Consider the following 17,881-nt stretch of genomic DNA (forward strand, 5'->3'; position numbering starts at 1 on the left):
TACTCTCTCCCCTCTTCCCGCGCCCGCAACACCACAGACGGCCCACCCCACCCCCCCCCCCCCCCCCCCCCCCCCCCCCGCCGTCGGGGGCGCCCGGTGTGTCCGGCGCACCGGGGAGGGCCGGCTCAGCGCGCGACCGGGGCCTGCGCGCCGTTCGGCTCCGTGGCGTCGTCGGCGGCCTTCGCCGCCTCGGGGTCGGCGGCGGGCTCGCGCTCGGGCTCGGTGCCGGGCTGCTCCTGCGCGCTCAGCCGCTGCCGCACACCGACGTTTCGGGCCACGGCCTTGGCGCCGAGGGCGGTCACGGCGGCGTTGAACTGCTGGATCGACGTGGGCTCGTCGGGTCCGAGCAGATACGTCTTCAGTTCGCGCCTGGCCGGGGCCAGGCGGTCGGCGGCCGGATCGGCGACCGCCTTCAGCAGTTCGTCCAGCTCGGCCGCGCTGTTGGACAGGACGACGGCTGCGCGTACGGCGGTGTTCTGCCGCTTGAACTCCTCCGCGCCGAGTTGTGCGGAGTCGGTCACCGCGTACGGCTTGCCGCTCGCGATGAAGTCCGACACGACACTGGAGATGTCCGAAACCATGCCGTCGGACTGGTTGAAGCAGTCGTACAGCTTGGGCTCGGCCCCCGTGACGACCTTGTGCTCCCACCAGCCGAACGTGCGCCAGTACGCGTCGTTCCACTCGGCCCGCAGCGCCTTCGCACGGTCCAGGCGCTCCGGGTCGGCGAGCGAGACGCGCGACTCCTCCGACTCGTCGCCGCCGGCGCGGCCGGGGGCGGTGAGCGCGGCCAGCTCGCCCTCGATACGGGTCAACTCGGCGCGGGCGGCGGCCTGTCCGGCCTGCGCGCCGGCGGCTTCCTCCGTCCAGCGGGGTTCGGCGGCGCGTGCCACGTTCGCGGCGTTCACCATCGCGGTGATCCGGTCGTGGACGGCCTTGGCCTTCTTGTCGCGGATGCCGGTGAAGGGGTGCGGCTTGTAGATGACCCGGACGGGTTTCTCGGCCTTCAGCAGACGCTTGACGATGTTCTCGCCGGCCAGCAGGAGCGAGGTGTTGCCGGGGTTGTCGTCCCAGCCCTCCCAGGTGGGGGCGTACAGGATCGTCGGTACGGGCCGTCCGGGCGCCTCCGACGCGGTCTTGATCGGGGCGAGCTGCGGGCGTCCCACCTCGACGATGTCGTCGTCACGGACGCCGACGTCGGCGAGCGCGTACCGGTCGCGGCCGGCCCGGCCGGCGGTCCACACCTCGTCGTAGACCTTGCTGAACGGGTTGACGCTGGCGATCTTGTCGCTGTCGCCGTGGCCGATGAAGACGTGCTTCATGGTGGGCACGCGCAGCAGGTGGATGTTCTTGCCGACGTTGGCCGCGTAGAGCGCGACCTGGACCGACGACAGGTCGAGGTTCATCAGGTGCGTGCCGCCGGGGACACAGAGCACCGGCAGCCAGGTCGGGGCGAGTTGGGTCATGATGGCCCGCTCGCGGAGCACGACCAGGGGCCGGCCCTCGGACTGCTCCAGGGTCTCCAGCCACATGTTGACCTGGTAGGCGGACTCCTTGGAGCCGGAGAAGTACAGGACCACCGAAGGCTGGTACTCCCGCAGCCAGTTGTCGACGGCGCCGAGGACCGCGGGCGGCGTGGGCACGCGGCGGCCGCGGCGCAGGTACGGCACGAGCAGCAGGATGTAGACGAGTCCGAGGACGAGGGTGATGCCCAGGCCCACGTAGCCGTAGAGGTCGGTGCCGGTCCCGGCGGCGGCGAGCAGTCCGGCGATCGCGAACACGTCGAGGTGGAGCATCTTCTCGGCGGAGCGGTTCACCAGGTAGTTCGGCGGGGCGTCCGGGATGCGCAGGGCGTGCAGGTCGACGTTGCGGGCGACGACCGGCATGCCGCGCCGCAGCCGGATCAATGTCGCCAGCGCGCCCTGGGGTGCCTGGAGGCCGTAGAAGAGCAGGAAACCGGCGACCGCCGCGTAGAACAGGGGCTGTTCGGCCAGGTCCATCCGGGCCAGGAGCAGCACGAGCAGCAACTGGCGCACCAGGAAGCGGATCGACAGCCCGGCCCGGACCTTGTTGAGCCGGTTGATGAGATAGCTGTTGCGCTGATGCAGGAATCGGTCCGCGCCGTAGGTCACGGCACAGGCCGCCGCGAAGAACCAGAGGTTCGGGATCAGCGCTGCGAGCATGACGCACGGGTAACCCAGCGCCAGCAGGGCGGCCGCGGCCAGCTCGGCTCGGCTGCCCACGCGGGCCAGGCGGATGGCGGTCGAAATCACGAAGAACCTGCTCCAGGAGAGGGTGCCGGTTATTTCACAGTTGGCGGGAATTGTGAAGCCGGGGCTTCACGCACACGGGCCTCTGCAATTCACCGAATAGGTGAACGCAAAGGCCCGTGAATGCAAACTTGTGGAGAATTATTACACATCTTCCTGACGGTCAAGGACCGAGGCCAGCGCCTGCTCGAATCCGGAGCCCGCGGCGGACGCCTCCCGGGTCGGGTCCTGCTGACGCACGTCGATGACGTGCCCGGTGAGTTCGGAGAGCAGAACGTCGAGTGACGTACGGGCCACCGCCTCGGAGGAGAGCAGCGAGCCCGCGGGCTCGGTGCCGAAAGCCTTGGTGCGCATCGGGGTCGCGGTGCGTTCCGGATTGACGCAATTCACCCGGATGCCGTCGCCCGCCCATTCGTCCGAGAGGGCCTGGGTGAGATTCACCATGGCCGCCTTGGTCGATGAATAGAGGCTGTATTCGGCGCGGCCGCGGGTGTAGCTGCTGGAGGTGTAGAGGAGCAGCTGGCCCTTGGTCTCGGCCAGATACTTGTAGGAGGCGCGGGCGATCTGGACGGGCGCCAGGTAATTGACGTTCAGCGCTTCCTGAATCGTCGTGTTGTCCGTCTCGGCCAGCTTGCCGATGCGCAGCACGCCCGCCGTGTTGATCACGTAGTCGATGCGGCCGGTCGCCGAGTACGCCTTCGACAGCGCGTCGTCGACGTGCTCCGGGTTCTCGACGTGGGTGCCGGTGGTGGAGCGGCCCAGCGCGTACACCTTCGCGCCGTACTGCTCGGCGAGAGCGGCGATGTCGGCGCCGATGCCGTACGAACCGCCGAAGACCACCAGCGTCTTGCCGGAGAGCAGTTCGCGGTAGGCCGCCTCGTCCGCCTGGACGGGCGCGGCGGTGGAGGCGAGCTGGAACAGCTTGTCGGCGATGAAGACGTCGACCGGCTGTGTCACCTTCATGTTGTACTCGTCGCCCGCGACCACATAGATCGGCACGTCGGGCAGATAGCGCAGGACCACCGAACAGTCGTCGGTGGCCTGGAAGTTGGGGTCGCCCGCGGCGATCTCGTACGCCTTGCGGATCGTGGACAGCTTGAACGCCTGGGGCGTCTGGCCGCGCCGCAGCCGCGAGCGGTCGGGGACCTCGGTGATGAACTCGCCGTCACCGCCGTGGGTGCGGGTCACGATGATGGTGTCGGCGGAGGGGATCGCGACATCGACGGCCTCGTAGCGGTCGAGCGCGTCCACACAGTCCTTGATGACACGCTGTGACAGAAGCGGACGGACGGCGTCATGGAACAGGACGTTGCGGTCCTCACCCTCCGCGAGGCCCTCGCCGAGGGCCGAGATGGCACGCTCCGTGGTCTCGTTCCGGGTCTGGCCGCCCTCGATGACCTTCGTGACCTTGGTGAGACCGGCCTTGACGACGATCTTCTCCACGTCGGGCACGAAACCCGGTGCCATCAGCACGATCACGTCGTCGATCGAGTCGGACTGCTCGAAGATCGACAGCGTGTGCTCGATGACAGCCTTCCCCGCGATCTTCAGCAGCTGCTTGGGGATCGACAGGCCCACGCGCTGGCCGGTGCCACCGGCGAGGACGACTGCCGTGGTGCGGGGATGGGCTGCATGCGGCACAGACACAGAACGACCTACCTTGAGACGAGTGGGGGACGCTGTGATGGTCGCACTCTCCGTGACCGTCTCGCAAGGCGGACGCCCGATGCCCCTCACTCACAGGAAACCATCTGTTCACCCTCTGGCCAGCCACATTGGGGCGTCATCCGGCCAAGTACGGCGTGACCGACACCACATCGGCACGCCGGACCGGTATGTACCTCCACGGGACCTCTACTTCGCGTCCGCTATTTCGCGATCGCGATGTAAGTGCTGCGTAAGGGAATTCCCCCGCTCGTCAGCTGTTTCGCTGTTTCCGCGCTATTTCCGCGGTGCGTCCGCAACGTTGACGATGAGGTCGTTGGTCCCCATGTACATGATCCGCACCCGCACCCACTGGGCCGGTCTGCTCCTCAGTTTACGGACCACTCTGCGCAACGGCCCCCAGGGCCTGCTCTTGCGGACCTCGGTGGCCGGGTACTCGTAGATCGGCCGCTTCTCCACGACGTCGTCGAGCACCCGCGCGACCTTCACCGGCGCGGCGTCCGGGGCGTACTTGAGCAGCAGGTCCCACGACTCCGACCTGGCGATCTGCCGTCCGGCCGGACCCGTGACGGGGAAGGTGAACCGGAAGCCGCGCTCCCCCAGCCGGCTGCCCGCGTACGTCAACTCCTCGGCGGGCTTGCCCCGTCGGCGTACCACCAGTGACGGGTCCTGGGCCATCACACCCGCGCCGAACAGCTCGCCCGCGACCGTGATGCGCTTGCCCTCGACCCGGATGTCACCGGCCTCCGCGTGGATCGGCCGGACCCATGAGCGGAGCGTGAGCTGCTTCTGCGGACGGGTCGCGTACGGGACGAGATTGTGGACGGGCTCGCCCTCGCGCGCGCGTTCGCAGGCGCTCATCGCGCCGCGCTGGTCGACGGAGCGCGCGCCGATCCGTACCCGCCGTCCGGATTCCGGGAGTTCGGCGAAGCACTCCCAGACACCCTCGGTGAACGCGGCGTCCGCCGGAATCGTGACCGTGCCGTTGCCGGACATCGGGAAGACCCGCTCCTCGGTGCGCTTGTCCGAGCGCACACAGACCAGCTTCAGGCCCTCGTGCACGACCGCCGCCGCCTGGGGGGCGACGAGGGAGAACGCCACCGCGCCGCCGGACTCCACGACACAGTCGGCGACCGGCGCGAAGTCACCCACGGCCGCGCGCTGGGCGGAGACGGTCCGCAGCTCGCCGAAGAGTTCCTCGTACTTCTTGGCGACCTGGCCGGGGTCGAACCGTGAGGCGTTCCGCACGGCCGCCGCGCTCATCCGGCGGCGCAGCGGTTCGTCGTCGATGAGGGTCAGCAGCGCCCGCGCGACGGCGCCGGGGTCCGACACGGGCACCAGCAGACCGTCCACACCGGGCTGGAGGATCTCCCGCGGGCCGTAGTCGCAGTCGCTGCTGACGACGGGCAGGCCGCAGCGCATGGCCTCCACGAGGGTCATGCCGAACGACTCGTGGCGCGAGGTGGACGCGGCGATGGCGCCCTTGGCCCACTCCGGCTCGATGGGCGAGACCGACCCCATGAGCCGCACGCTGTTGTAGAGGCCGAGCCGGTCGATCTGCTCCCGGAGGTTCTCCTTCTCGGGCCCCGCGCCGTAGATCCTCAGATCCCACTCCGGGCGCTCGGCTACGACCTCGGCGAAGGCGTCGACGAGCACGCTGTACTGCTTCTCCGCGGAGAGCCGGCCGGCGGCGACGATCGTGGTGCCGGAGCCCGTTGACGGCTGGATCGACGGCTCGGGCACGCTGTTGGAGATGGCGAGCACACGGGTCGCGGGCAGCGGCATCTGCGCGCGGTAGACGGCGGCGTCGCCCTCGGAGACGGTGACGTAGGCGTCGAGCGCGTCAATGTGCTGGTACATCTCGTTGCGCAGCGCGGGCTTGTGATGGTTGTACGTCATGTGTTCCTGCCCGATGAGCACCGCGCTCGCGGGGGCGAACTGGGCGACGTACGCGGCGAGTCCGGGTCTGGTCCCGATGACGACGTCGGCGTCGGAGTCCGCGTAGTGGTCGCGGACCCGCTCGTCGGTCAGCTTGCTGTACTCGCGGTAGCGCGCCTCGTTGCGCGGGAAGTACTCGGCGGGCTGGAGGTGGAGCGGGTGGTCCTTCTCGTACGCGGGGGACTCCTTCCACGTGTGGACGAGCGGTACGAGGGTGATGCGGGGGTCCACGTCGAAGAGCGGGACGGGCCGGTGCCGGAAGACCGAGACGATCTCCACCTCATGCTGCTCGGCGAACTCCTCCGCGAGGTTCAGCGTGGTGCGGATGGTGCCGCCGATGCCATAGATGGTGTGGATGAGGAAGGAGATCTTCATCAACGCTCCGTTCGGTGTTCGGAATCCCGGGCGGTCATTCCCAAGCTCCTCTTCAGGTCCGGACGGGTTCACGCGGCCCCCGGGCCGCCCCCACATGCAAGACGGGCGAAGCCGACCGACGGTTGTGTGAGCACTTGAAAAGAAACCGCATGACTCATTATTCCGCCCATATCGCTCAATACCCGTAGATGGGTTTCGGCCAGCCCACGCGTCGCGCGGTCCGCGCACGACGAAGGCCGCGGCCCGCTCCGGACGGAGTGGACCGCGGCCTGTCGTGTGCGGTGGGTGACGCGCCGGTCACTGCTCGAAATCGCCCCTTACGGAAGCGGGCGCGAGCGGGGCCAAGTCCGCGCGGAGACGCTAGAACGGCTTGAAGTCGTCGTACGCCTTGTCCGCTTCGTCCCGCTCCGCGTCGCGGTCCCTGCGCCGTACGGCGGCGGGACGCGGCGCTTCGAGCCGGTGGTCCTCGCCGCGCCGCCCGAGCATCTCGGCGCCGGCCATCACGGTCGGCTCCCAGTCGAAGACGACCGCGTCGTCCTCGGGGCCGATCGCCACGCCGTCGCCGGAGCGCGCCCCGGCCTTCATCAGCTCGCCCTCGACACCGAGCCGGCTGAGCCGGTCCGCGAGATAGCCGACCGCCTCGTCATTGCTGAAGTCGGTCTGCCTGACCCAGCGTTCGGGCTTCTCGCCGCGTACGCGGTACAGGCCGTCCGCTTCCAGCGAGACGGTGAAGCCCGTGTCGTCGACCGCCCGCGGACGGATGACGACCCTGGTCGCCTCCTCCACGGGCTTCTCCGCGCGCCGGGCGGCGATGATCTCGGCGAGCGCGAAGGAGAGCTCCTTGAGGCCGGTACGGGCCACGGCGGAAACCTCGTACACCGGCAGGCCGCGCGCCTCCAGCTCGGGACGGATCATCTCGGCCAGATCCAGGCCGTCCGGGATGTCGATCTTGTTGAGGACCGCGATGCGCGGGCGGTCGTCGAGACCGCCGTACTGCTTCAGCTCCGCCTCGATGGTGTCGAGGTCGGAGAGGGGGTCGCGGTCGGACTCCAGCGTGGCGGTGTCCAGGATGTGCACGAGGACCGAGCAGCGCTCCACGTGGCGCAGGAACTCCAGACCCAGGCCGCGGCCCTGGCTGGCGCCCGGGATCAGACCGGGGACGTCCGCGATGGTGTAGACGGTCGAGCCCGCCGTGACGACGCCCAGATTGGGGACGAGCGTGGTGAACGGGTAGTCGGCGATCTTGGGCTTGGCCGCCGAGAGTACGGAGATCAGCGACGACTTGCCGGCGCTCGGGTAGCCGACGAGCGCGACGTCGGCGACGGTCTTGAGCTCCAGGACGATGTCGCCGGAGCGGCCGGGCTCGCCGAGCAGGGCGAAGCCGGGGGCCTTGCGGCGGGCGGAGGCGAGAGCGGCGTTGCCGAGGCCGCCACGACCGCCTTCGGCGGCGACATAGGTGGTGCCCTGGCCGACGAGGTCGGCGAGCACGTTGCCCTTCTTGTCGAGGATGACCGTGCCGTCCGGGACGGGCAGGACGAGGTCCTGGCCGTCCTTGCCGGAGCGGTTGCCGCCCTCGCCGGGGCGGCCGTTGGTGGCCTTGCGGTGCGGCGAGTGGTGGTACTCCAGCAGCGTGGTCACCGACTGGTCGACGACCAGGATGACGTCGCCGCCCCGGCCGCCGTTGCCGCCGTCGGGGCCGCCGAGGGGCTTGAACTTCTCACGGTGAACGGAGGCGCAGCCGTGGCCTCCGTTACCCGCGGCGACATGCAGCTCGACGCGGTCCACGAAGGTGGTCATGGTGGTGCCTCCAGTACGTACGGAAAGTCTTGCGTCTGCTTCACCGGTTGCAACAAGCGAAGGGCGGACCCGCTTCCCCTGTGGGAAGTGAGGTCCGCCCTCGCGAGAAACCGGTCGAACTCGCTCTACGGCTACCCGAGTTACTCGGCGACCGGAACGATGTTCACGACCTTGCGGCCACGGCTCTTGCCGAACTCGACCGCGCCGGGGGCGAGGGCGAACAGCGTGTCGTCGCCACCACGGCCCACACCCGAACCGGGGTGGAAGTGGGTGCCGCGCTGACGGACGAGGATCTCACCGGCGAGCACGATCTGACCGCCGAAGCGCTTCACACCGAGCCGCTGAGCGTTCGAGTCGCGCCCGTTACGGGTGGACGATGCGCCCTTCTTGTGTGCCATGTCTCCTCAGTCCCTTACTTCTTCGCGGCCGCGGGAATAGCGGTGACCTTGATCGCCGTGTACTGCTGGCGGTGGCCCTGACGACGGCGGTAACCGGTCTTGTTCTTGTAGCGAAGGATGTCGATCTTCGCGCCCTTGTGGTGGTCCACGACCTCGGCGGTGACCTTGATGCCGTCCAGGACCCACGGGTCGCTGGTCACGGCGTCGCCGTCGACCACGAGCAGGGTCGAGAGCTCGACCGTGTCGCCAACCTTGGCAGTGGGAATCTTGTCAACCTCAACGATGTCGTCAACAGCAACCTTGTGCTGACGACCACCGCTGCGCACGATGGCGTACACGCGGATCTCACTCTCGCTCGGAACGGAACTCCTGAAGCCAGCCGCCGCAACCGGATGGTGACGAGCGGCCTCCGCCGACAGCGTCGAGGACAGCCACCGGCAGGTGAGGTGCTCAGGAGCAGGCGCGCACAGAGACACGCCGACGGTCAAGAGTACGGGGCGGCCGGGTGGGGGGTCAAACCAGGTGGGGGCGGGGCCCACGGCCCCACGCGACGGCGCCCAGATCACCGGTGCGCGGGCCTCGCCGACGCCGGGACGGAGCCACGCCGACCGCTGGTCGGGGAGTCACCCTCTAGGGTGTCGTGATGGTCTCATCCCTCTCCCAGGAACGTGCCGAAGCCCCCGCCGCCACCGGAGCCGGGGTCGTCGAGCGGGATCCGTTCTTCGACAACGCGAAGTACCTGGCCATCGTCCTGGTCGCCGTGGGGCACTCGTGGGAGCCGCTGCCGGGGAGCGGGCGGGTGGTGGAGGCCCTGTACACCTTCGTCTACGCCTTCCACATGCCCGTCTTCATCGTCGTCGCGGGTTATTTCTCGCGGGGCTCCGATCTGAGCCCCAAGCGGATGTGGCGGCTGGTCACCGGGATCCTGGTGCCGTACGTGATCTTCGAGGTGGCGTACACCCTCTTCCACCGCGCCGTCGAGGACCCCGGATTCCCTCTGACGCCGGCGGACCCGTACTGGATCCTCTGGTTCCTGCCCGCCCTCTTCCTGTGGCGGCTCACGACACCGGTCTGGCAGCTGGTCCGGTGGCCGGTGCCGGTGGCGCTGGTGATCGCCGCGCTCGCGTCGATGTCGACCGGCATCGGGGACGACCTCCAGCTGATGCGCGTCCTTCAGTTCCTGCCGTTCTTCGTCCTCGGACTGCGGCTCCGTCCCGAGCACTTCGCGTATCTGCGCCGCACCCGGGTACGGGCCGCCGCGCTGCCCGTCTTCCTGGTCGCCCTGCTGGTGGCGTACTGGTCGGTCCCGCGCGTCAGCACCTCCTGGCTGTTCAGGAGCTACAGCGCCCGCGAGCTGGGCGAGCCGGTCTGGACCGGCGCGGCGATGACCCTGCTCCTGTTCGCCGCTGCGCTCGTACTGGGCGCGTGCTTCCTGGCCTGGGTGCCGCGCCGCCGGCTGTGGATGACGGCGCTGGGCGCCGGGACGCTCTACGGCTACCTGCTGCACGGCTTCTTCATCCGCGGCGCCCGGTATCTCGGCGGCTACGACGACCCCTTCCTGGAGACCCAGGCGGGCCGGGTCGCGGTGACGCTGGCCGCCGCGCTGCTGGTCACCGCGCTGTGCACGCCGCCGGTGCGGCGGCTCTTCCGGTTTGTCGTGGAGCCGAGGATGCGCTGGGCGCTCCGGTGGGACGGGGCCGGGACGCGGGCGTAGCCCGGCCCGTACCGGGACGTATGCTCAACCGTCGGAAACATGCTCGGACATCCGGAAGGCAGCAGCGTGAACTACAGGGTCCAGCCAACCGCCCAGGTCGACGAGACCGCGGTGGTCGGTGACGGCAGCAGCGTCTGGGAGCTCGCGCAGATCCGGGAGGACGCGCGCCTGGGTGCGAACTGTGTGGTGGGGCGTGGCGCCTACGTCGGGACCGGGGTGCGGATCGGTGACAACGTCAAGATCCAGAACTACGCGCTGGTGTACGAGCCCGCCGAGCTGGCCGACGGTGTCTTCATCGGGCCCGCCGTCGTCCTCACCAACGACCTGAACCCCCGCTCCGTGGACCCCGACGGCAAGCTCAAGCGCGGCTCCGACTGGGAGGCGGTCGGTGTGAAGATCGCGGAGGGTGCCTCGCTGGGCGCCCGGTCGGTCTGTGTCGCGCCGGTGCGGATCGGGCGCTGGGCGATGATCGCCGCCGGGTCCGTCGTGACCCGGGACGTACCGGACTTCGGGCTGGTCGTGGGTGTTCCGGCCCGCCGGGTCGGCTGGGTCGGACGGGCAGGCGTGAAGCTCGTGGAGCGGGCCGGGGAGGCCGGGGTGTGGGAGTGTCCCAGGACCGGGGCGCTGCACGACGAGAAGGACGGCGCCCTGACGGAGCGCCGCTGAGCATCGGCGCCGGTACGGCGCGAGGCCCGAACCGCCGTGCGGTTCGGGCCTCTTGCGGTTCCGTAGGTCCCGTGGATCCCCTCGGTCCCGTCGATTCCTTCGGTCCCGTGCCGGGTGTCAGCCGCCGATGACGACCCGGCGCACACCGCGCCAGGCGTCCGGGTCGGTGGTGCGCCGGCCGTCGACGAGGACCGTGACGTCCGGCAGGTCGGCCGGCTTCAGGTCGCGGTACTCGGCGTGGTCCGCCTGGAGCACCGCCGCCGTGACCTTCTCGCCCTGGTGCGGCGGCAGGCCGTGCGCGGTCAGCTCCTCGGAGGTGTACATCGGGTCGGAGACGTACGGCACGGCGCCGCGCGCCCGCAGCGCCTCGACGGTCGGGAAGACACCGGAGAACGCCGTCTCCTTGACGCCGCCCCGGTAGGCCGCGCCCAGCACGAGCACGTTGACGCCGGTCAGGTCGCCGTACGCGGCGGCCAGCAGGTCCACCGCGTACTCGGGCATCGCCGCGTTCGCCTCGCGCGCCGAGCGCACGACGGTGGCCGCCGGGTCGTTCCACAGGTACATCCGGGGGTAGATCGGGATGCAGTGGCCGCCGACGGCGATGCCGGGCTGGTGGATGTGGCTGTACGGCTGGCTGTTGCAGGCCTCGATGACCTTCTTGACGTCGATGTCGTTCTGGTCGGCGAAGCGCGCGAACTGGTTGGCCAGGCCGATGTTGACGTCGCGGTACGTGGTCTCGGCGAGCTTCGCCAGCTCGGACGCCTCCGCGGTGCCGAGGTCCCACACGCCGTTCTCGCGCGGCAGGTCCTCGCGTGCGTCGAAGTCGAGTACGGCCTCGTAGAACTCGACGCCGTGCCTGGCCGACGCCTCGTCGATGCCGCCGACGAGCTTGGGGTAGCGGCGCAGGTCGGCGAAGACCCGGCCGGTCAGGACGCGTTCGGGCGAGAAGACGAGGTGGAAGTCCTCACCGGGGGTGAGCCCGGAGCCCTCCTGGAGCATCGGCGCCCAGCGGGTACGGGTGGTGCCGACGGGCAGGGTGGTCTCGTAGCTGACGAGGGTGCCGGGCTTGAGGCCCTTGGCGATCGCCTTCGTCGCCGCGTCCATCCAGCCGAAGTCGGGCACGCCCTCGGCGTCCACGAAGAGCGGGACGACGACCACGACGGCGTCGGACTGCGCGACGGCGGTGGTGGTGTCGGTCGTGGCGGTCAGCAGCCCGGCGTCGACGGTCTGCTTGAGCTTGACGTCGAGGTCGTGCTCGCCGGGGAAGGGCTCCGTGCCCGCGTTGACCAGCTCGACGACCTTCTCGTTGACGTCGGCGCCGAAGACGCGGTGGCCCTTGGCGGCGAACTGCACGGCGAGCGGCAGACCGATCTTGCCGAGCGCGACTACACAGATATTCATCGGACTACTTTCCTCTTGAACCGGGGCAGCAGGCTTCGTACCCGCGCGCGGAAGGACGGTGTCGGCTCCCACAGCGGAGCCGTGGTGATCACCAGTCGCCCCTTGGGATTCACATTGGCCGACGCCCGGAAGGGGACGGTGTCGCCCCACCGGCGGGCCAGCGGCATCGGCAGACCGCGCGTGCGGACCGGGATCTCGTAGGTCGAGCCGGCGACGTCGACATAGACGCGGACGCCTCCCTTGAGCTTGACCGCCGGGAGCGGAATCCGGGCGGTGAGCACGGTGCCGCCACCACCGGGCTCCAGGATACGAGTGAACTCGCCGACAGGCTCGGGGAGTTGGTGCCCCGCGGGCAGCCGTCGCGCCGCCGCCTTGTCCGCGCTGCTCGGCATCGCGGTCCGGGCGAGCCGGATCACGGCGGAGTCCGTGTCTCCGATGACGCCGATCCGTACGGCGACGGCGAGAAAGAGCGCGTCCCCCTTCTGCTCCCACTCCGCCGAGATCAGCCGGGTGCCGTTGGCGAGCCGGCCGGGGACCGCCTCCCCGACCAGTTCGTAGGCCCGGTCGGGGAGTTGGACGTCCGGAGCGCGCAGACCGGGGTAGGCCGCGAAGGCCCGGCCGCCGTCGAGCAGGAACGGCGGCGCGCCGTGCTCCGCCTCATCGGCGATCGCCTTCAGGAGTTCGGGCAGGGCACCTCGCCGCGCGAGCAGAATCCGCACCCGTCTCTTGACGTCGAGCGAGTCACGCAGCTCGTCTGTCAGATAGTCGTCCGCCAGTTCGGCGATACCCGCGCACAGCTCGCGCTGGGTGCCGGGGTCGAGTGGCAGGAAGTCGTCCTGGATGAGCTTGGCCAGCTCCCAGGTGAAGTGTCGCTTGAACACGGCGTCCCGCCGGGGACCCGCCTCGATCAGACCGGCCGTGTGCCGCATGATGCGGCTGGTGCAGTGCAGCCGGGCCAGGTGGTTGGCCCGGTAGGTGATGTTGCTCGCGTCGCCGCGCTTCACCGCGTAGTAGTACGTGTAGTCGCCGAGGACGGAGATCCGGCTCGCTCGCACGCACGCCTCGATGGTGAACGGCTGGTCGCTGCCGACCGGCAGGTCCTCGGGGAACCGCAGCTTGTGCTGCTCCACCAGCTCCCGCCGGAAAAGCTTGGTGTTGGAGAGGGAGAACGGCAGGTCGGAACCGTACAGGCTGACGTCCGGATCGTTCTTCTTGTACATCGCCTGACGCACGTAACGGCCGTTGGTGCCGACCATCTTGCCGATCACCACGTCCGACCCGTGCTCGTCGGCGCAGGCGACCATGCGCTCCAGCGCCTCTTCGCCGAGGTAGTCGTCGGAACCGATGAAGTAGACGAAGCGGCCGGTGGCGATCTCCAGGGCGCGGTTGCTCGGCGCCGCCGGGCCGCCGCTGTTCTCCTGATGGATGACCTTGACGGTGTCCGGATACAGCGCGGCGAACCGGTCGAGTTCGGCACCGCTGTCGTCGGTCGAGCCGTCGTTCACGGCCACGACCTCCAGCCGGCCGAGGCCGATGGTCTGACCGATGAGCGAGTTCAGGCACTCGGTCAGGTACGGCATCGTGTTGTACACCGCCACCACGACCGTCACATCGGGCGTGGCTCTCATGCCGCCACCCGAGTCGCCGGCACTCCGGTCTCGCTGCGCGGGCGGCCCAGGAGCCGGGAGTAGACGCCGTCGAGGATCTCGGCCTGCGCCTCCCAGGTCCACTCGGCGAGCAGGCCCCGGTCCTCGTACACGTCCCGGTACTTCTTCGGGTCGGCGAGGACCGCCTTGACCGCGCGTACGTAGTCCGAGACGTCCTCGGCCGTGAAGACCTCGCCCTGGCCGGTCTTCGCGACCATCTCGCCCATCGTCTTCACATCGCTGACCACGAACGGCAGCCGGGCGTGCGAGTACTCGAAGAACTTGGTGATCAGGGCGATCTCGTGGTTGGGCCAGTGGTGGATCGGGATGACACCCACGTCCGCCGCCGAGAGGAACGGCACGACCTGGTAGTGCGGTACGTACGGAAGTATGTGGACGCGCTCGGTCACACCCAGCTCCGCCGCCCGGACCAGCAGCGACTTCATGTAGTCCGAGTTGGGCCGCAGCACCACGAACGCGACGTGGACGCCGGGCAGGCTCGGCAGTGACTCGACCATGATGTCGAGGCCGCGCTGCGGGGCCGCGGCGCCGCTGTAGACCGTGAGCGGGACGTCGGGGCCGATCCCGCACAGCTCACGCAGGTCGGGCACCGGTTCGGCGGCCTGCTCCGGGGAGATCTCCGCGTCCGGGGCGTTGAGCACGATCTCCGGGACGGCGGGCAGGCCGTGGCGCTCCACGAGCATCTCGCCGAGCGTCCCCGAGACGGTGGTGACCGCGTCCGCGTGCTTCGCGTACTCGCTCTCGTGCGCGCACTGGGCGACGTGCCAGCGGGGGTGCGGGTTCCAGGGCTTGATGCCCGGCAGGAACTCGTGCGCGTCCCAGACCAGCTTGACGTCGCGGCCCCTGCCCTTGGCACGCAGCTTCGCCCTCGCGCCCACCCCGATCATGCGGAAGTCGTTCGCGTGGATCAGGTCGGGTTCCAGGGCGTCGATGACCTTGCCGTACGCCAGCTCGATGTCCCACAGGAACGGGTCGAGCCGCCGCCACGCCCGGACTCCCATCGTCCGCTGCCAGAAGGCGGTGGAGAAGCGGTCCAGCGAGGACGTCATGTCCTTCCGGCGGCGCTCCAGGGAACGCGCCTGGCCCGCGCGCAGGCCCACCCACTTGCTCAGCACCTTAGACGCGAGGCGCGGCGGGACGAGGGCCAGCTTCCGTACGGTGGAGCCCGCCAGCTTGGCCTCGATGAGCCGCAGGTTGAGCTCGGCACGCCATGCCTTCATCCGCTGGGTGCGGTAGGCGGCGAGCGGTCCCGGACGGTAGGCGAGGGGAGCGCGCAGGATCGCGCGCCGGTACTCGTACCGCCGCCGGTGCATGGGGCCGGGCACGTGCAGCAGCCTGACCTCGGCGTCCCCCAGACGCCATGTCTGCTCGCTCTTGTTCGGGGACTTGCCCAGCAGGACGACGTCCCAGCCGGCCGCGGCGGCGGAACGTGCTTCCTTCTGTACGCGCGAATCGCCGTTCACGCCGTTGTCGACGAGCATCACGATCCGTCCGCGCGGACTCTCATGACGTCGTGCCACCAAGTTGTCAGCCGACATGGCTCGCGCTGTCTCCCGTCTCGAAAACCACCGTGCGGCCGTTCGCGGCCGACTCCAGGACGGACGCCGCGACCTCCACCGTTCGCAGGCCCTGCCGCAGGGTGCAGATGTCGTGCGACTCGCCGAGTACGGCGTCGCGGAACAGCTCGTGCTCCACGAGCAGCGGCTCGCGCTTGGGGATGGCGTAGCGGATCATGTCGCCCTCGGCGACGCCGCGGAACGCGCGCAGCGCCTCCCACTCGGTGGTCACGGCCGCGTTGGAGTAGAAGGTCAGGTCGGCGGTGAGCGTGTCGGCGATGAAGCAGCCGCGCTCGCCGGTGACCGAGGTGAAGCGCTCCTTGAGCGGGCTCAGCCAGTTCACGAGGTGGTTGACCATCGTGCCGTCGGAGAGCCTGCCCACGGCGGAGACCATGTCCTCGTGCGGACGGCCGCTCTTGGAGACGGTGTGCGCGGAGATCGAGGTGTACGTCTGGCCGGTCACCCAGCCGGTCAGGTCGATGTCGTGGGTGGCGAGGTCCTTGACCACGCCGACATCGGCGATCCGGTGCGGGAACGGTCCCTGACGGCGTGTCACCACCTGGTACACGTCGCCGAGTTCACCGGCCTCCAGGCGGGCGCGCAGGCTGCGCAGCGCCGGGTTGCAGCGCTCGATGTGGCCGACGCCCGCGACGAGGTCGCGCGATTCGAACGCCTCGACCAGACGGCGCGCGCCGTCGACGGTGTCGGCCAGCGGCTTCTCGATGAGCGCGCTCACGCCGGCCTCGGCGAGTTGGAGGCCGACCTCCTCGTGCAGGGCGGTCGGGCAGGCGATGACGGCGTAGTCGACGCCGATCGCGAGCAGTTCGTCGACGGTGGCGAGGACGGGCGCGCCCTGCGCCAGTCCGTTCTTGTCACCGAGCGGGTCGACGACTCCGACGAGCGTGACGCCGTCGAGGCCGGCCAGTACGCGCGCGTGGTGGCGCCCCATCGAGCCCAGGCCGATCAGGCCGGCGCGCAGTCCCCCGGTGGTCACAGGTTCTCTCCCAGCTCGTTCACGGCGGAAACGATTCGCTCGAGGTCCGACCCGGACAGCGAGGGGTGCACGGGGAGCGAGACGACCTCGGCCGCCGCACGCTCGGTCTCCGGCAGGTCCCAGTTGCGGCCCGCCTTCTGGTCCGGCTCCCAGAACGGCCGCAGCCGGTGGATGGGGGTCGGGTAGTACACGGCGTTGCCGACGCCCGCCTCGGAGAGCTTGGCCATCGCGGCGTCGCGGTCACCGGTGATCCGGACGGTGTACTGGTGGTAGACGTGGTACGCGCCCTCGGCGACCGGCGGCGTCACCACACCGGGCGCGGTGATGTGCTCGCTCAGGTACGCGGCGTTGGCGCGGCGCTGCTCGGTCCAGCCGGCGAGCTTGCCGAGCTGCACCCGGCCGACGGCGGCGGCCACGTCGGTGAGGCGCATGTTGGCGCCGACGATCTCGTTGGCGTACCGCTGCTCCATGCCCTGGTTGCGCAGCAGGCGCAGGGTGCGGGCGACCTCGGCGTCACCGGTGGAGATCATGCCGCCTTCGAGGGAGTGCATGTTCTTCGTCGGGTAGAAGCTGAAGGTGCCGCCGGAGCCGAAGGCGCCGACCGGGGTGCCGTGCAGGGTCGCGGCGTGCGCCTGGCAGGCGTCCTCCACGACGGCGAGCTTGTGCTTGTCGGCGATGGGCATCAGCTTGTCCATCGACGCCGGGTTGCCGTAGAGGTGCACCGGCATGATCGCGGCGGTGCGCGGGGTGATCGCGGCCTCGACGGCGGCGGGGTCGAGACCGAAGTTGCCGGGCTCGATGTCGGCGAAGACGACGTCGGCGCCGACGAGGCGGACGGAGTTGGCCGACGCGGCGAACGAGAACGACGGCACGATCACCTCGTCGCCCGGCCCGATACCGAGGGCGAGCAGGAGGAGATGGAGTGCCGAGGTACCGGAGTTCACGGCCACGCAGTGGCGGCCGGCGACGAGCTCGGCGAAGCCTTCCTCGAACGCGGCCACCTCGGGGCCCTGAACGACCCGGCCGGTGCGCAGTACGCGTACCGCGGCCTCGATCTCCTCTTCCCCGATGACCGGGCGGGCAGCGGGAATGGGCTGCACTTCACTGCTCGACATGGACGTCGTCCTCCTTGAACACCGCGAAAGCTCTCAGTGGCAGAGGCCAGGAGTGCGGCGGGCGTCTCACGAGGCCGCGTGCACTCCTACGGCACGATTGGCCGACGCCCTGCCGAGGAATGTGGGACCGCTGTCCCTGGACGGGCCGGTCTCCGACCGCAGGTTCCGGGCGGAGACTGTCGACGGCGGGGACCGCCAGTCACATTATCAGGGATTTCCGACCGAATTTCGGCCCTGTTAACCGGCAATCGCATCAATTACGAAACAGAAGAGCCCGTGCCCATCACCGGATTCCCAGTGATGGGCACGGGCCGTTCAACCGGCTGTC

13 protein-coding genes are annotated in these 17,881 nt (G+C 69.7%); 2 read left to right on the forward strand and 11 right to left on the reverse strand.

The features are described 5' to 3' along the window. Positions 1-125 precede the first annotated feature (125 nt). The 6 genes from ACZ61E_RS28965 to rplU all read right to left on the reverse strand — a co-directional run bounded on the left by ACZ61E_RS28965 (position 126) and on the right by rplU (position 8,778). Entirely contained in the window at positions 126-2,270 is a 2,145-nt protein-coding gene (locus ACZ61E_RS28965; RefSeq protein ID WP_469702987.1) for a hypothetical protein, read from the reverse strand. Positions 2,271-2,411: 141 nt separating this feature from the next. Next, positions 2,412-3,914, reverse strand: coding sequence for an SDR family NAD(P)-dependent oxidoreductase (locus ACZ61E_RS28970; RefSeq protein WP_469702989.1), 1,503 nt, complete (start codon positions 3,912-3,914; stop codon positions 2,412-2,414). 294 nt (positions 3,915-4,208) lie between these two features. After that, entirely contained in the window at positions 4,209-6,245 is a 2,037-nt protein-coding gene (locus ACZ61E_RS28975) for a glycosyltransferase family 4 protein (protein ID WP_469702990.1), read from the reverse strand. 360 nt (positions 6,246-6,605) lie between these two features. Continuing rightward, on the reverse strand, positions 6,606-8,042 hold the full coding sequence (gene obgE, locus ACZ61E_RS28980; RefSeq protein ID WP_469702992.1) for a GTPase ObgE: 1,437 nt from the start codon (positions 8,040-8,042) through the stop codon (positions 6,606-6,608). Between the two features lie 140 nt (positions 8,043-8,182). Further along, the gene (gene rpmA, locus ACZ61E_RS28985) at positions 8,183-8,440 is read right to left on the reverse strand and encodes a 50S ribosomal protein L27 (RefSeq protein ID WP_242570236.1); all 258 of its coding nucleotides are present in this window, start codon (positions 8,438-8,440) and stop codon (positions 8,183-8,185) included. A gap of 14 nt (positions 8,441-8,454) precedes the next feature. Next, the gene (gene rplU / locus ACZ61E_RS28990) at positions 8,455-8,778 is read right to left on the reverse strand and encodes a 50S ribosomal protein L21 (RefSeq protein ID WP_147873018.1); all 324 of its coding nucleotides are present in this window, start codon (positions 8,776-8,778) and stop codon (positions 8,455-8,457) included. A gap of 305 nt (positions 8,779-9,083) precedes the next feature. Between rplU and ACZ61E_RS28995 the strand changes: the two genes are divergently transcribed. Both ACZ61E_RS28995 and ACZ61E_RS29000 read left to right on the forward strand, forming a co-directional pair. After that, positions 9,084-10,154: an acyltransferase family protein gene (locus ACZ61E_RS28995; protein ID WP_469702994.1), complete on the forward strand. Its 1,071-nt coding sequence runs from the start codon at positions 9,084-9,086 to the stop codon at positions 10,152-10,154. A 66-nt stretch (positions 10,155-10,220) separates the two neighbouring features. Then, positions 10,221-10,820 carry an acyltransferase gene (locus ACZ61E_RS29000; RefSeq protein ID WP_469703019.1) on the forward strand — a complete coding sequence of 200 codons (600 nt, stop codon included), beginning with the start codon at positions 10,221-10,223 and terminating at the stop codon, positions 10,818-10,820. A gap of 117 nt (positions 10,821-10,937) precedes the next feature. Here ACZ61E_RS29000 and ACZ61E_RS29005 read toward each other — a convergent pair whose 3' ends face one another. From ACZ61E_RS29005 to ACZ61E_RS29025, 5 genes are read right to left on the reverse strand one after another with little or no spacing between them, the layout of a single operon-like run. Then, the gene (locus ACZ61E_RS29005) at positions 10,938-12,221 is read right to left on the reverse strand and encodes a nucleotide sugar dehydrogenase (protein ID WP_469702995.1); all 1,284 of its coding nucleotides are present in this window, start codon (positions 12,219-12,221) and stop codon (positions 10,938-10,940) included. After that, entirely contained in the window at positions 12,218-13,849 is a 1,632-nt protein-coding gene (locus ACZ61E_RS29010) for a glycosyltransferase family 2 protein (RefSeq protein ID WP_469702997.1), read from the reverse strand. The genes ACZ61E_RS29005 and ACZ61E_RS29010 overlap by 4 nt, the downstream gene beginning before the upstream one ends. Next, positions 13,846-15,426, reverse strand: a complete 1,581-nt coding sequence (locus ACZ61E_RS29015; RefSeq protein WP_469702999.1) for a glycosyltransferase family 4 protein — start codon at positions 15,424-15,426, stop codon at positions 13,846-13,848. Before ACZ61E_RS29015 ends, ACZ61E_RS29010 begins: the two co-directional genes overlap by 4 nt. Then, positions 15,416-16,438 (reverse strand): Gfo/Idh/MocA family protein, encoded by a 1,023-nt coding sequence (locus tag ACZ61E_RS29020; protein ID WP_469703001.1) that lies wholly within the window; start codon positions 16,436-16,438, stop codon positions 15,416-15,418. Before ACZ61E_RS29020 ends, ACZ61E_RS29015 begins: the two co-directional genes overlap by 11 nt. Beyond that, on the reverse strand, positions 16,435-17,553 hold the full coding sequence (locus tag ACZ61E_RS29025) for a DegT/DnrJ/EryC1/StrS family aminotransferase (RefSeq protein WP_469703003.1): 1,119 nt from the start codon (positions 17,551-17,553) through the stop codon (positions 16,435-16,437). The genes ACZ61E_RS29020 and ACZ61E_RS29025 overlap by 4 nt, the downstream gene beginning before the upstream one ends. Between the last annotated feature and the right edge of the window lie 328 nt (positions 17,554-17,881).

The organism is Streptomyces sp. NPDC104581 (assembly GCF_055583685.1).

Bases quoted from the DNA above. Each gene is read 5' to 3' on its own strand.
- rpmA (WP_242570236.1), bottom strand. From the start codon at position 8,440: ATGGCACACAAGAAGGGCGCATCGTCCACCCGTAACGGGCGCGACTCG.
- obgE (WP_469702992.1), bottom strand. From the start codon at position 8,042: ATGACCACCTTCGTGGACCGCGTCGAGCTGCATGTCGCCGCGGGTAAC.
- ACZ61E_RS29025 (WP_469703003.1), bottom strand. From the start codon at position 17,553: ATGTCGAGCAGTGAAGTGCAGCCCATTCCCGCTGCCCGCCCGGTCATC.
- ACZ61E_RS29010 (WP_469702997.1), bottom strand. From the start codon at position 13,849: ATGAGAGCCACGCCCGATGTGACGGTCGTGGTGGCGGTGTACAACACG.
- ACZ61E_RS29005 (WP_469702995.1), bottom strand. From the start codon at position 12,221: ATGAATATCTGTGTAGTCGCGCTCGGCAAGATCGGTCTGCCGCTCGCC.
- ACZ61E_RS28995 (WP_469702994.1), top strand. From the start codon at position 9,084: ATGGTCTCATCCCTCTCCCAGGAACGTGCCGAAGCCCCCGCCGCCACC.
- ACZ61E_RS29015 (WP_469702999.1), bottom strand. From the start codon at position 15,426: ATGTCGGCTGACAACTTGGTGGCACGACGTCATGAGAGTCCGCGCGGA.
- ACZ61E_RS28975 (WP_469702990.1), bottom strand. From the start codon at position 6,245: ATGAAGATCTCCTTCCTCATCCACACCATCTATGGCATCGGCGGCACC.